Origin of the sequence: Paenibacillus helianthi, assembly GCF_001909055.1 — a bacterium.
In the GTDB taxonomy this organism is placed as follows: domain Bacteria; phylum Bacillota; class Bacilli; order Paenibacillales; family Paenibacillaceae; genus Paenibacillus_AQ; species Paenibacillus_AQ helianthi.
In genome coordinates this window covers 36,885-50,842 of record NZ_LVWI01000081.1, presented here as the reverse complement: position 1 = coordinate 50,842, position 13,958 = coordinate 36,885, and the positions used below count along the sequence as shown (strand labels likewise).

17 protein-coding genes are annotated in these 13,958 nt (G+C 51.9%); 4 read left to right on the top strand and 13 right to left on the bottom strand.

What is annotated here, in order from left to right:
• Positions 1 to 2: 2 nt before the first annotated feature.
• Complete coding sequence (hemE, locus tag A3844_RS27290; RefSeq protein ID WP_074109093.1) at positions 3 to 1,070, bottom strand: uroporphyrinogen decarboxylase; 1,068 nt, start codon at positions 1,068 to 1,070, stop codon at positions 3 to 5.
• Between the two features lie 223 nt (positions 1,071 to 1,293).
• Here hemE and A3844_RS27285 point away from each other — a divergent pair, with 223 nt between their 5' ends.
• Positions 1,294 to 2,511 carry an MFS transporter gene (locus tag A3844_RS27285; protein ID WP_074109092.1) on the top strand — a complete coding sequence of 406 codons (1,218 nt, stop codon included), beginning with the start codon at positions 1,294 to 1,296 and terminating at the stop codon, positions 2,509 to 2,511.
• A 19-nt stretch (positions 2,512 to 2,530) separates the two neighbouring features.
• On the opposite strand, the gene A3844_RS27280 is transcribed toward A3844_RS27285, so the two are convergent.
• Complete coding sequence (locus A3844_RS27280; RefSeq protein WP_074109091.1) at positions 2,531 to 3,160, bottom strand: O-methyltransferase; 630 nt, start codon at positions 3,158 to 3,160, stop codon at positions 2,531 to 2,533.
• Between the two features lie 193 nt (positions 3,161 to 3,353).
• On the opposite strand from A3844_RS27280, the gene A3844_RS27275 reads away from it, so the two are divergent.
• On the top strand, positions 3,354 to 4,493 hold the full coding sequence (locus tag A3844_RS27275; RefSeq protein WP_074109090.1) for a THUMP domain-containing class I SAM-dependent RNA methyltransferase: 1,140 nt from the start codon (positions 3,354 to 3,356) through the stop codon (positions 4,491 to 4,493).
• A gap of 82 nt (positions 4,494 to 4,575) precedes the next feature.
• Here the strand turns inward: A3844_RS27275 and A3844_RS27270 are convergent, their stop codons facing one another.
• The 10 genes from A3844_RS27270 to A3844_RS27225 form a co-directional block, all read right to left on the bottom strand.
• The gene (locus A3844_RS27270) at positions 4,576 to 5,400 is read right to left on the bottom strand and encodes an aldo/keto reductase (RefSeq protein ID WP_074109089.1); all 825 of its coding nucleotides are present in this window, start codon (positions 5,398 to 5,400) and stop codon (positions 4,576 to 4,578) included.
• Positions 5,401 to 5,553: 153 nt separating this feature from the next.
• Positions 5,554 to 5,793, bottom strand: a complete 240-nt coding sequence (locus A3844_RS27265; protein WP_074086075.1) for a YuzB family protein — start codon at positions 5,791 to 5,793, stop codon at positions 5,554 to 5,556.
• A 41-nt stretch (positions 5,794 to 5,834) separates the two neighbouring features.
• Positions 5,835 to 6,137, bottom strand: coding sequence for a HesB/IscA family protein (locus tag A3844_RS27260; protein WP_074086074.1), 303 nt, complete (start codon positions 6,135 to 6,137; stop codon positions 5,835 to 5,837).
• Positions 6,138 to 6,262: 125 nt separating this feature from the next.
• Positions 6,263 to 6,514 (bottom strand): hypothetical protein, encoded by a 252-nt coding sequence (locus A3844_RS27255; RefSeq protein ID WP_074086073.1) that lies wholly within the window; start codon positions 6,512 to 6,514, stop codon positions 6,263 to 6,265.
• A 134-nt stretch (positions 6,515 to 6,648) separates the two neighbouring features.
• Positions 6,649 to 7,857: a M14 family metallopeptidase gene (locus A3844_RS27250; protein WP_074109088.1), complete on the bottom strand. Its 1,209-nt coding sequence runs from the start codon at positions 7,855 to 7,857 to the stop codon at positions 6,649 to 6,651.
• Positions 7,858 to 8,099: 242 nt separating this feature from the next.
• Entirely contained in the window at positions 8,100 to 8,906 is an 807-nt protein-coding gene (racE, locus tag A3844_RS27245) for a glutamate racemase (protein WP_074086071.1), read from the bottom strand.
• Between the two features lie 223 nt (positions 8,907 to 9,129).
• On the bottom strand, positions 9,130 to 9,582 hold the full coding sequence (locus tag A3844_RS27240; RefSeq protein ID WP_074109087.1) for a YtxH domain-containing protein: 453 nt from the start codon (positions 9,580 to 9,582) through the stop codon (positions 9,130 to 9,132).
• A 103-nt stretch (positions 9,583 to 9,685) separates the two neighbouring features.
• A complete protein-coding gene (locus A3844_RS27235; RefSeq protein WP_208619464.1) occupies positions 9,686 to 10,351 on the bottom strand; it encodes a helix-turn-helix transcriptional regulator in 666 nt (221 codons plus the stop codon).
• A gap of 74 nt (positions 10,352 to 10,425) precedes the next feature.
• On the bottom strand, positions 10,426 to 10,866 hold the full coding sequence (locus A3844_RS27230) for a DUF86 domain-containing protein (RefSeq protein ID WP_074086069.1): 441 nt from the start codon (positions 10,864 to 10,866) through the stop codon (positions 10,426 to 10,428).
• Positions 10,867 to 11,087: 221 nt separating this feature from the next.
• Positions 11,088 to 11,375, bottom strand: a complete 288-nt coding sequence (locus tag A3844_RS27225) for a Dabb family protein (RefSeq protein WP_074086068.1) — start codon at positions 11,373 to 11,375, stop codon at positions 11,088 to 11,090.
• A gap of 201 nt (positions 11,376 to 11,576) precedes the next feature.
• Here A3844_RS27225 and A3844_RS27220 point away from each other — a divergent pair, with 201 nt between their 5' ends.
• Both A3844_RS27220 and A3844_RS27215 read left to right on the top strand, forming a co-directional pair.
• On the top strand, positions 11,577 to 12,161 hold the full coding sequence (locus tag A3844_RS27220) for a helix-turn-helix domain-containing protein (protein WP_074086067.1): 585 nt from the start codon (positions 11,577 to 11,579) through the stop codon (positions 12,159 to 12,161).
• Between the two features lie 296 nt (positions 12,162 to 12,457).
• A complete protein-coding gene (locus A3844_RS27215; protein WP_143186202.1) occupies positions 12,458 to 13,264 on the top strand; it encodes an MBL fold metallo-hydrolase in 807 nt (268 codons plus the stop codon).
• 59 nt (positions 13,265 to 13,323) lie between these two features.
• On the opposite strand, the gene A3844_RS27210 is transcribed toward A3844_RS27215, so the two are convergent.
• The gene (locus A3844_RS27210) at positions 13,324 to 13,950 is read right to left on the bottom strand and encodes a class I SAM-dependent methyltransferase (protein WP_074101008.1); all 627 of its coding nucleotides are present in this window, start codon (positions 13,948 to 13,950) and stop codon (positions 13,324 to 13,326) included.
• Positions 13,951 to 13,958 lie beyond the last annotated feature (8 nt).

Sequence of the window (13,958 nt, the reverse complement as noted above, 5' to 3'; positions counted from 1 at the left end):
GATTATAATGAAAGACGAGGGGTTGGGGTTTTCTTCAGCGCCTCGCGGGAATAGTCGTGGATATATTCCGTCAATTCCTTTAGCGTGTCCAAAGATGCCTCGGGAAATAATCCATGCCCCAAATTAAAAATGTAACCCGGCTCAAGCATGCCTTCATCTATAATCGCCTTGGCCCGTTCCTTGAGCAGATCCATCGGAGCCGTCAGCAGATAAGGGTCCAAATTGCCTTGAACCGCAAACCCGCCGCCGGTGCGCTGTCTGCCTTCCGTAATGCTGACGCGCCAGTCGAGTCCGATTACATCCGCCTGAAGATTCCTCAGGCTTGACAGCAGCTCTCCTGAGCTGACACCAGGGAAATAAATCTTCGGCACATCAAGATCCGAAAGCCCGGCAAAAATACGGGAAATGGTCGGCAGCACGTAGTGCTCGAAATCAAGTGGTGCGAGTGCACCTACCCAGCTGTCGAATAGCTGAACGGCTTTGCCTCCGCTGGCTACATGGGCACGCAAATAAGCGATCACCATATCGCCAAGCTTATCCATCAGCTTGAACCATACCTTAGGCTGGCTGTACATTAGCTCCTTGGTGCGGTGGTAGCTCTTCGAAGGCCTGCCTTCGATCAAATAGCTGGCAATGGTGAAGGGTGCTCCCGCGAAAGTAATCAGCGGCACTTCCAGCTCTTTGTCCAGAATGGCAATGGTCTTCAGGATGTGGCTGAGGTCTCCTTCCACATCAATAGGCTTCAGGCGGTCTACATCGGCAGCACTGCGAATCGGGTTCTCAATAACGGGGCCGATGTTCTTCACGATATCGAACTTTATCCCCAGCGAAGCTACCGGATTCATAATATCAGAGTACAATATGGCGGCATCCACGCCCAGCTTGCGTACAGGCATCATAGTGACCTCCGCTGCCAGCTCCGGCTGCCCGCAAATTTCGAGCAGCGAGTAATTTTCTTTAATTTTACGGTATTCGGGATCATACCGGCCAGCTTGCCGCATGTACCATACGGGAATGTGCTCCGTGTCTTGCTTCCTGCAGGCGCGGATAAAAGTGTCATTGTAGGTCATGATAAGATCTCCATTTGTTGATAGAATGTGGTAACGCTTATCCTTTATTATGCTCTTTTTAAAAGTTCGGAACAACCGCCGAACCCGCGAGGTAATGACAATCCCATGACATTACTATGACAAGTGTTGCATCAACAATCCCTGAAACTATGATATACTGATTGAATGTCTTTTTTTGAGAGCTCGTGAATCTTTGAATCCCTTGAAAGGAAGTGAAAGCACTTTGAAGAATTGGGAGACCTGGAAAGTCAACCTCATTGTGCTTTGGTTCGGTCAATTTCTGGTTAATGCCGGTATGACCATGATTACCCCATTCCTGTCCCTGTATCTGGCTAAAGACCTGGGAGTTCATGGGGATGCGCTAGGGATGTGGGCCGGACTTATTTTTGCAGCTAACTTTATGACCTCATTCCTGTTTCAGCCGCTGTGGGGCAAGCTGGCCGACAAATACGGACGCAAAATCATGCTGTTGCGCTCCAGCTTTGGCATGGCGATAGTTATAGTGCTGATGGGCTTTGCCCAGACACCTATGCAACTGCTGCTGCTCCGTCTGCTCAACGGAACGATCTCCGGATTCAATCCGGCTTCCATCGCACTTGTTTCGGGCAATACCCCGAAAGCCCGCATGGGCTTTGCCATGGGGCTGATGCAGTCCGGCTCGGTGGCCGGAACCATTCTCGGTCCGCTGATCGGCGGGGCTCTGGCCGACTGGATCGGGTACCGCCCGATCTTTTATATCGTGGGCGCCTTATTATTTGCCGCATCCCTACTGGCATTATTTCTCGTGAAAGAGAAGTTCGACCGGGCCGAAGCTGCTCAGGTCCCGCAGATTTCTGTCTTTGCAGGCTTCAAGGAGCTGGCCAAGGTCCCGCAGCTTCCTGCATTGTTCGGTGTAACATTTCTCCTGCAGTTTGCCATGATCGCCCCGATGACCCTGCTTCCGCTCTATGTAGAGAAGCTGCATGGCACCGCCGTGGACATTGCCTTCTGGGCAGGAGTCGTCAGCGCGGTTACGGGCGTGTCTAACATGCTGGCATCACCTGTACTCGGCAAGCTGAGCGATAAGGTTGGCGCTCACCGGATTCTTACCTACGCCCTGATCGGCGCTGCATTGTTTATCATTCCGCAGGCTTTTGTGACAACCGTCTGGCAGCTGGTTGTCGTCCGTTTCCTCATGGGTGTCTTCATGGGCGGCCTGCTGCCGAGCGTCAACGCTCTCATCCGCTCCTATACGCCTGACGGCAAGGAGAGCCGGGCCTTCGGTTTCAACAGCAGCATGCTGGCTCTCGGGAACATGCTTGGAGCAGTTATCGGCGGCTTTCTGTCCGGCTATATCGGCATTGAAGGATTATTCCTCATCTCCGGCGGCTTCCTGCTGGTCAATACGGTATGGGTACGGCTGAAGCTGTACAAAGACACAGCGCCGCGATTATTCCGCTGATAAGTCCAGCGGCTGCATGCTATTTGACAATCGCCAGTGCCAGGCCATCGTAGGCGGGGAGCAGTGTACTTGTCAGCCGTTCATCACTGGCAATCATCTCATTGAAGCGGCGCATAGCCTGTACGGCAGGTCCGTTCTTCTCTGTATTCAAAGTGCGTCCGCGCAGAAAAATATTATCTCCGGCGATTACCGCACCCGGTGATGCGAGCTTGATGGCATATTCCAGATAATTCGGATAGTTCTCCTTATCGGCATCAATAAAGAAGAAATCAAAGGTCCGTCCCTCCGCTTCCAGCAGCTTCAGACTGTCCAGCGCAGGGCCGAGCTTGTATTCTACGGCTTCACCGAATCCGGCCTCTTCCAGGTGCCGTCCCGCAAGCTCCGCATATTCGGCTTTCAGTTCCAGCGAGGTCAGCCGCCCCCCGTTTTGGAGTCCGCGGCAGAGGCAGATACCGCTATACCCGCCGAGTGCCCCAATCTCCAAAATACGGGTAGAGCGGGACATCGCAACCAGCATGGTCAGCATTCGTCCATAACCCGGTGCGATGGACACCTCAGGCATGCCGCTCTCTTTAATAGCCTGCTTCACCTTAAGCAGGAGCGTGTCCTCTGTATATAAATGTTCACTATATTCTTCTTGATTGGGCATATGTATTCTCCTTTGTGGTTAGTACTGTTCCTAGAACATCAAGCGGGCAGAATACGGCAGGACGGGCATTGTGCTGCGTCCATCATTCCCCTATACTTGATAAGCAAGCCGTATGAGGACTACCGGAAGCACCGCTTCCCTTATTGTAAAGGTTATATGTATTCATCCACAAGTTAAACGGAGTTGAGCGAATTTGGGCAAATTACAATTGATTGCTACCGCCCCCATGGGGCTGGAAGCTGTTGTAGCACGTGAATTAAACGAACTGGGTTATGAGACTACGGTCGAGAATGGCCGGGTATTGTTCAGTGGAGATTACATCGATATCTGCCGCTGTAATCTTTGGCTCAGGACTTCTGACCGTGTTTTAGTGAAAATGGGCCAGTTCCCGACCAAAACCTTCGACGAGCTGTTTGAAGGCGTCAAAGCCATGGAGTGGCAGGACTGGATTCCCGAAAACGGAGAATTCCCTGTAGAAGGAAGGTCGCATAAATCCCAGCTTACCAGCGTACCTGCCTGTCAGGGCATTGTCAAGAAAGCTATTGTCGAAAAGCTGAAGCTATCCTATCGTACCGAATGGTTCCCGGAAAACGGCCCACGGTATGTGGTAGAAGTGATTCTTCTAAATGATACCGCTCTGATTACGCTGGATACCACCGGTCCTGCGCTGCACAAACGCGGATACCGCCGCCAGGCAACGGAAGCACCGCTGAAGGAAACCATGGCTGCCGCGCTGATCCAGATCAGCCGCTGGAACGGCCACCGTCCGCTGTATGATCCATGTTGCGGCTCCGGCACGCTCCTGATTGAAGCGGCGATGATTGCCTGGAATATTGCGCCAGGCCTGCGGCGCTCATTTCCATCCGAACATTGGCCGGAAATCCCGCAGCGTCTCTGGGAAGAAGCACGCGAGGAAGCCTTTGACGCTGTCCGCGACGACTATCCGCTGCAGCTGACCGGCACAGACATCGATCCCGCAGCGATTGAAATCGCCGAAGCCAATGCCAAGAGTGCCGGACTTGCCGGCGAGATCACATTTCAGGCTATAGCTGCCGCTAAGGCCAGACCGCAAGGCGAATACGGCTGCATCATCACCAATCCCCCTTATGGGGAACGGATCAGTAATGACAAGGAAGTGGAGAAGCTCACCCGCCAATTCGGTGAAATGATGCTGTATCTTCCGACATGGTCCTTTTTCGCCATCAGCCCCTATAAGGAATTCGAACAATTCTACGGACGCAAGGCGGACAAACGGCGCAAGCTGTACAACGGTCGTATCGAGTGCCAGTATTATCAATACCTGGGCCCCCTCCCTCCGCGCAATCCGCAATAAACCAGCATACAGGCAGGCAACACCACTCTGCAAAAATAAATAAACGGACATTTCCCAATAAGGAATATGTCCGTTTTTGTATTTAGAATAGCACCTTGTCCGGATCGGAGCCCACTCGCTCACCGGCATCCAGTCCGCTGATGGCAGCCAGCTCATCCGCCGACAGCTCGAAATCGAAGATTTCGCTGTTTTCCTTAATTCTCGATGCAGTTACCGATTTCGGGATGATCACGATTCCGTTCTGCAGCCCCCACCGTAAAATAACCTGGGATACCGCCTTGCTGTGCTTGCCTGCAATTCCTTGCAGCAGCTCATTATCCTGCAGTCTGCCCTTCATCAGAGGGGCCCAGGCTTCAATCTGAATGGAGCGGCTGGCGCAGTAGTCATGCAGCTCCTTTTGGATAAAACGCGGATGCAGCTCCACCTGGTTCACCGCAGGCACTGTTTCACTATCCTTACGCAATTCTTCCAGATGGTGAATCTGGAAATTGCTCACGCCTATTGCCCGGACGCGGCCTTCAGCATATAGCCGTTCCAGTGCACGCCAGGTAGCTTTATATTTATCCGTGCCCGGCCAGTGGATCAAATAGAGATCAATGATGTCCAGACCCAGCTTTTTGCTGCTGATTTCGAAGGCTCTTAATGTCTCATCGTAGCCTTGGTCGGAATTCCATACCTTTGTCGTGACGAAAAGATTATCCCGCGCAACGCCGCTGGCAGCTATCGAGCGGCCTACCTCTTCCTCATTGCCATAGACCGCAGCGGTATCAATACTCCGGTATCCCAGCTCCAGTGCAGTTGCAACAGCCTGGGCTACCTCTTCGCCCTCTGCCTTGTAAGTACCCAGTCCAAACCGGGGCATGACAATCCCGTTATTCAGAATCGTTCCATCGGCAATATGCTTCATTGGCTCCATTACCTCCTATGTATCTATCTGATTTTGAGAACCTCACCATTATATCATGGGCCTCCGCGCAAACCCAAACACGCAGGATAGGGGCGGAAAAAGCAAAAAACCCCCCGCTTCTCTCAGCGGAGGTGATGCTGCAACACTGTGTGCCTAGTCCTTAGTAACCGGCTGTTTCACAAATGCCTCGGCTTTGGCCAGCACCTCATCTTCAGTAGGGGCACTGACATACCGTCCGTTAATATAGACAAACGGCCGCTTGCCGCAAGGGCCGCAATAGGAGATACACCCGGTTTTAATCTCGGCGTCCGGCGCCATCTTGCGCAGCTTGGGGAGGATACTTTTCATCTTGATATGATTACATTCGTCACAAATACGTATATCGTTAGCCATGGAGCAACCCTTCTTTATGTCCGTAAAATACGGGCGAACACTTAGTGATCGCCATGATTTCCTTTAGACGGATTAGTGATAACAAAACCTTCTTCTGGGAAGTACAGATAATCGATCTTCACACCGTCCAGCAACGGCTGGTTCGGGTCAAGAATTACATCAATTTCTTTATCCGTGGATACGATAACATCGTTTTCCTTAGGCGTGTCCAGGTCAAGGCCGTAGTGAGCATGATCGCCGTGGGCATGTGTAATAGCTACGCGCAGCTTCAACTCGCTGTTGCCTTCAAGTTCCATCGTTTTCTTTATCACTTTAGCCGCATTGCGGGTAATTTTGACGTTCATTCTCATCCATCTCCCAGGCATCTATAGTTTAAATACTCAATAATTTATTTTAAGGAAATCAGCCCGTAAAAGCAACCATAATGGCGAAATAGATCCGGATGAGGCGGGGAAAATTCTCTAAACCTTCATCTTCCGGTCTCCAGAGCCGGGTATTTGCGTTCCATCCGCGAGACGAACCAGCCCATGAGCAGCATCGTTACACCAATATCATCAATCGGCAGAAATGGCATGAAATCAGGCAGCACCCAATATAAGATTACCGGTATTGTGAATAGCAGCTTGTCCGGCATTGCCACATTCGGGGAGATGACATACTGCCAGGAGCTGCGGAATATATGGGACCATTGCTTAAGCGACAGCAGTTTTCTCAGTTTCATATGGGTCCTCCTAAAAGTTTTGTATGTGGCAGCCTCATAAAAAAAAAGGATCCAGCCGCGAAGCGCATCTAGGAATGACTGCGGCCGTACCCTTTGCTGGTATATTACGCAAATTTGCAGGAATTGTTTCATTTTTATTTGAAATTTGAAAGAATGGCTGCTAAAACAAGACCGGTCTCCAGTGCCATATCCTCAAAATCAGCCAGCGGAAGCGGATTTTTGCCACTCCCCAGCTCCACGGTGAAGCCGGGCCGGCGAAAGCGCTGAATGAACCAATCCTTGTATCCGGCATCACTGCCGTTCAATTCAACCGCCCTATAGCCGCTGGCTGCCGCGAGCAGGGTTGCCAGTGCCTTGCTCTCCGGAGGCTCATAGCCCCGGTAATTCCAGTAAATCTCACCTCCCTGGCTGTGCAGTGATACGGCCGCATCGCCGGGAACCTTCTCCGCCAGCTGCGCCAGGGCAGCAGCTTCCGGTTCACTTAATGGAGCCCTTCCGCTGTAATCACGCGGTCCCGGACCTGACACGGCCCGCCGATTCCGCTCCTCCTCCCAATGGGCGGGAAACTGGTCTCCGAGATCCACACCGCGGATGTTGGCCTTCCAGTGACGGAAGCTGCGCCGTCCACAGTTCCATGTTCTCAGCTCATCGTAATAGGGATGACCAGGCCATCCCCCTTCCTGAACCAGCTCCACCCCGTCGGGATTAGCCATGGGCACAGCCCATAATGTCCAGTTGTTGTACCACGCTCCAGGATTATGGCCATTCCAGTCCTCGCCTGCAGCATAGGCCGCCGCATACTGCTCAACAAAAGACATAAGACAGGGCGATGTCAGCCATTCATTCGCATGCAGTGACGCATTGACGTGAAGATGGCGCGGCCCGCTGCCAATCCGCAGCAGATGGAGCGGCTTACCCAGAATGCTTGTGCCTATACTTTCAGCATGGAGAAAAGGATATCTAATGAGCAGCTTTCCAATATCCTCTTCCATGTCCGCAGGTCCGTACTCCCCGCGCAGAAACACAACCGTTTGAGGTGCTGCCTCAGGAATGACCAGCACTTTGCCGGGTGAACACCCGTAGGCCCAATTCACGCCCGGATTCAGCTTTTCAAGTTCCCCTACACCCACTCCAAACCAGGCGGAAATACTCAAGGCATCATCGCCCTCCTGCACAACATAGCGTTTGCGCGGAGCAGAAGGCAGATACAAAACCTGCCCCGGGTATAAATACGGCTGCTTCCCTGCCCATGGATTTCCTTGTATCACGTGCTCCGGTGTAAGTCCATGCCTCGCGGCAATCCGGTGAACAGTGTCTCCCTTGCGGGCAATATACTGCTGCATATGTCTCATCCTCCCGGCCCTCTAGTTAGTGTCATCCAATGCCATCAGCCGGAAAGTTCACGGGAGACATTCGGACACAGCCCACTAATCCATTCTATGCAGACTGTGCTGTCCACCATGAAATTTTTGATGAGCCAGATGCAGCAAAAGACCGGAACATTTGCTGTCCCGGCCTCAAGTTTCAGTTCTAAAATCACCCCTGAATCAGGGGTTTGTCCCTAATCAACTCACTGCTGCGATTCTTAGAGCGAAGACACCTGCCATACCACGGGCGTGCGCTTTATCTGCTCCCCGAGCCAATCCCGGGCGATCCGCTGGAACATCTCCGCATCTCCACTGCAGAAGAACTGGTGGATTGGGCTTTCGTCCCCGCTGGACAGCTTTCCTTTGTCATACAGGATCGTGCTAATCTCTCTTGCGGTCTCGTCCGCCGAGCTGATCAGCTTTACCCCCGGCCCCATCACCTTGCCTATGGGTTCTACCAGGAACGGGTAATGGGTACAGCCCAGAATCAGCGTGTCGATGGGCTCGTATTTGATGCCATTGAGCGATTCCGCCACTGCGATATGACTCTCCTCCGAACGGAACATCCCTTGCTCCACAAAGGGGACAAGCGCCGGACAGGCCTGGCTGACCACCTGAACGAACGGGGAGAGCTGCTTCAGAGCAGCGGTGTAGGCGCCACTCTTGATTGTGCCCACAGTGCCAATGACACCCACCTGACCTGTTTTACTTGCGCTTATGGCTGCACGTGCGCCGGGATGGATGACGCCGATAACGGGAATAGATACTTTCGCTGAGATATAGTCAAGTGCGGCCGCAGTTGCTGTATTGCAGGCAATAACAATCATTTTTGGATTAAATTGAATTAAATAGTCCACAATCTGTTCGGTGAACATTTTCACTTCTTCTGTCGAACGGGGTCCGTACGGGGCCCTTGCGGTGTCGCCAAAATAAATGATCTTCTCCCGCGGGAGCTGTCTCATCACTTCCTTGACAACTGTTAGTCCCCCTACACCTGAGTCTAGTATTGCGATAGCTTGCTGCACGAACACACCGCTTCCTTTTTACTTGTTTTGTGTAGCTTATGTAGAGCAAAAACAAAATGTACCTGGGCTTCAGCCCCAATTGCAGATAATACTCCAATTTGCGGGACAGTTCAAGAGCCGCCCTCCGCCGGAATGCGAAAAGCGGCTCATGGCCGGGAGGTACAAGTATGATTGATGGCGTGAACCATGTGAATTTTTTTTTGAAAAGGTGATATCCGCCCGCCTAGGCGATGCTGCTGCCATCTTTGTCATTTTCGGTGTCATCTTCCAAAGCCGCTTCGGCATCGGATTCAGCATCCAGCACATCCAGCTCTACCAGCTCATCAAGCTCTTCACCAGCTTCATCATAAATGATGCCAGTCTCTTCACCTTCAGCAACAATACCGCTTACCGCAGCCTTCTCCTCTTCATCGGCACAGGTATATTGCTTGCTCCATTCCTTGACTTCAGTGACGACAGTGAGGGCAGCGTCTTTGGTTTTGCTGTACAGCTCCGTGCTTTTTTCACTTACCGTTCCGGCAACTTCCTGCACTTTATCTATGGCTCCAGCAGTTCCTTCCGCAATGTCCTTGCGCAGCTCCTTGCCTGGCTTAGGGGCGAACAGCAAAGCCGTTACAGAACCTACCACAGTACCTGCCAGAATACCCCACAGCAAGCTTTTGTTGTCTTTTTTCATCTTTCATCTCTCCCTTGGAATCGTTTTGAGCCTCTGCCCGGCCATCCGGGCTATCGCCTAGTTCTGCTACATCATAAGCAAAGAGAGTTTGTCTTGTGACAGATTATCCGCTCATTTCCGAAGTTTTGTCTTTCTTAAGGGGCGCTATGGCATACCGGCAGCTCTGACCGCCTTCAGCCATACATTCCGTTCGGGTAACCTTCGCGCTCAGCAGTTCCTCGAACAGCCCCTGTTCACACTGGCATGCCTTGCGGTATTGGGTTGCCACCTGGCGGATCGGACAGTTGTACTCCTGCATCACAAATGTGCCGTCCTCTTCCCGGTTCCACTCGGCCATATAGCCGCCTGCATTCTGAATGGAGGATAGCTCGGCAACCCGTTCCTCCAGATCACGGTTCTCCATCATGGGTGAATACTGAGCTAGCATACGCTTTTTTCGGCCTTCAAACAGCACATTAACCGCATCCAGCCCACTTCCGTGATCCAGCTCACGCAGCAGCTCCAGTGCCAGATTATGATAGTTTTTGGGAAAATGGTCTTCCGCCCGCTCTGTCAGCGAATACACATGCAGCGGACGACCCATCGCCTGGCGGACGACCTTGGTTTTGGCCAGCGATTCCTGCTCCAGCTGCAGTACATGCCGCCGGACGCCCATTTCGGTTATTCCCAGTTCCTCCGCGAGCGCACCGATCGTCAGCGGGCCTTTCATCTTCAGGAGCGTCATAATCATGCGCCTCGTAGATCCGCTTTCCTGCCCCTTCTTCATCATCAAGGACCCCTTCCTTTCACAGCTGACGCCTGTGGTCACCTTTATATCGTTATATCCCTGTTGCCGCTGCAACGTTACACTGGAGCCTGTGCGCCCAGCTCCTGATCCAGATAGCTTCGCACCTCGGCCGCAAATTGCTCCAGTGCCTCCGGCAACAGCGCGGCAAGCGGGTGAAGTGCCGTACGGTCCCATACATAGTAATCCTGTACCAATGGCTTGCGGAGCGCCACAAGCTGGATGAGCAAATCATATAGGCCGCTGCCGGCAAAAACCTTTTCCTCATGGATGATGGAAATAATGTCCTCGTAGCTTCCGGCATCACGCATAATGAATCCGTCAATCAAAGAGCTGCCTACATCGGTAACAACCTCGATCGCCAGATGCAGACATCTTTCCTGAACTAATCCCATGAATGTTCCGCCATCCCACGAGGCTGACGCTCCCCGCAGTCCGGTATTGATATCGGGTATCTGCCCGAGTATAGTTTCGATCTGTTTCCGGTTAACATAGTACACAGTAGACCCTCCAAGTCAGGTGATGTGGCAATTGAGCGGCTAGCAGAGTCCGGACTATTTCCCCCGTTTGCCACGGCGTTTCAGCCAGAACAGCATAATGATGCACGCGGCCAGAAAAACGACCAAATAGGTTAACGCTTCCATCGGGTATTCAAGCTCTCGCATAGACGTCACACCTTCCGGTATTTGATGGCGGTTGCCGCCTTATTCTGCATTCTATCCTAGATTTCGTAATCCACGGCAAATGAGACTTCTTTGACCTCGTTGATGTGTGCTATGACTTCCTTATGGGCCGGATGCACTTGATACGCCTGTAAATCCTCCATAGAAGCGACTACCGTCACCAGCGCAATATCAAAAGAACGCTCAGAGTGAACGAGATCAGCCCCCACCTCGATGGAGATCAGCTGTGGAATCTTGCCTTCCATGTTCCGGAGCACCGCTACGGTTTCCTGGACTTTTTCCGGAGCACGGTCTTTTAATTTGAAGAATACAATGTGCTTAATCATCTATATCGCTCCCTGCGCCTTAAGTATTGTAAAATAGATTACTAAAAATATATCATACCAGCATCACTTCTGAAAGAAACTTAAGCACAGGCGGACCGCCAAGCATTTCACCCTGGACGAAAGTGTAACCGAAATGTTAAAGTCATATAAAGCCGAACCAGAAAATTTACTAAATTATTAAATCAGTATATCGGAGGAATTATGCCTAAGAATCAGCAAGAATCACATAAAATTCAGGCCTGGTCTCTGATCAACCGCAAATATCTTGGACAAGGTGTACGGGTCAAACGATTCCGCCGGCCGAAGCGCAGCCAGATCCGCAACCGCGTGCTGCTTGCCATTCTAATGGCTAAAGACATGAAGCTGTCCCGGCTTGCGGAAGAACTCTCCGTCTCTTCACGCAGCGTTAGCGCATGGGTCTATGAAGGACGTATTCCTTCCAGAACCAATCTGGAGAAGGTCTGCCGTATTCTAGGCTATCCGTCCCATATCTTGTTCAATGAGGCTCTTCTGCGGCAAAGTCCGATTGTATGCCAGCCGACGCCTTCACGCTTCATGAAAAGATCCAATGCCCATTCCCCCCAGAGTAATGTGATTCTTACGGGGCTGTGCATGGTATATGATTTTTCCGTTACGGATGTCAGCATTTGGATCGGGGTCCATCCCGGAACGTTCCGCAAATGGCTGCATCAATGCCACCTTCCTACACTGGCGCTGCAGGAAAAAGCCGAGAATTTCTTCCATATTCCGCGCCATATCCTGTTTGCTGACTGCGAACGGCGATAACAAGAAGAAAACGGCTTCGCCGTCTGTTAAAAAAGCTAATGCTCTCGAAGCAGGGATACTGCGATTCGCTTTCAGGTATCCGTTTCAGCGAGAAATCAAGAAAGCCGCAAGCTACATACTGCAACTGCGCATAACTGCTTATTATACCATCACCAGGCCCTGCTTCCTTTGGAAGAGGGCCTTTTGGTGTTACTCCTGCTTCCTCAGCGTGAAACCTTTAATGTATATGTTAATAAAAGGTCATACTACAAGAAGACGTCCAGATTAATCTTCATAAAAACACAGGAGGTGCGCGGGTGGAATTGAATGGAATATTGACGGCCGGCCTGACCGACACTTGGGATGTAGCAGAGGGTGTAGCCGGTCTTCGGACATTATTTGTCAACGTTGTCTATATAGGTCATTCTGCATCAGATTGGATCCTGGTTGACACCGGACTGGGCAATTTCGCAGGGAGCATTCTGCAAACTTCCTGGGAGCGGTTCGGCAAGCCGCCGGCAGCCATTATCCTGACACATGGTCACTTTGATCATGTTGGCAATCTAAAGGAGCTTTTGGAGGAATGGAAAGGGGTTCCGGTGTACGCACATCGCTTGGAGCTCCCTTATCTCACAGGCTCCCGGGATTATCCTCCGGCTGATCCTGCTGTGGGTGGAGGCCTCATGGCAACCGTATCGCCGCTATACCCGCACAGGGGGATTAATCTTGGGGATGCTGTTCATCCGCTTCCGCAAAATGGTACAGTCCCTTACGCGGAAGGCTGGACTTGGGTGCATACACCAGGCCACAGCCCTGGCCATATTTCACTTTTCCGGCCTGACGACAAGGTGCTAATTGCCGGGGATGCCGTGATCACTGTCAAGCAGGAGTCAGCTTTTGCAGTCATCACCCAGCACAAGGAGCTGCACGGTCCTCCGGCCTATTTCACAACAAACTGGGTAGAGGCGGAGAAGTCCGTCCGCAAGCTGGCTCTCCTTGACCCGCGGATCGTAATGACCGGGCATGGACTGCCCATGTCCGTGCCCGAGCTGTCCACGGAATTCGCCCATTTATGCAAGACATTCAAGGAGCTATCCGTCCCCTCTCAGGGGAAATTCGTCTGATTCCCGGCGCGGCCTGTAAATAATATAGGGCCGCGCCCTGCTATGATTTACCTTCATCCTTATTTTCTCTTACGCGCGAGGATAGACCTCAATATGTACTCATGCGTCCCGCTTCCGGGGCTTGGCAGCGATTCAGTAAAGGTTCCCGTCTCCACAATCTCCACTGCGGCAAAATGCTCCCGCAAATCCGCATCGCTGAAAAAGTGGGCGTACTTCCCTTCCTTATATTCATATGTGCCTGGCTCCAGCATTATCCCGTGGCCATGGTTTGGGTCTTCATCGGAAAAGCTGGTGAAATACATCAGGCCTCCGGGCCGGAGCTGCGCAAGACTGGCGTCTATGAGCCGTCGGCGCTCTGCGGCAAGAAATAAATGAAGAACATCATAGCAATATACTGCATCTACCGTAATGTCCAGTTGAGGCTTCAATGCCGATCCTTCAATAAATCGGGTTCCACCGTCCCACGCTGCGGCAAGTTCCAGGGCAGCATGGCTGAGTTCTACCCCATAAGTGTCCATATCAGAGGAGAACACCTTGGTGTTGCGTCCATATCCAGCACCGGGAACCAAAACGGATTTTACTCCATGCTCAAGAAACCATGCTTTGGCCTGAAAAGCCGATGGACTGGGCTGATTCCCCCAGATCATACCCTCGCGGGCAAATCTTGTACTCCAATACTCTGACATACGGTTTT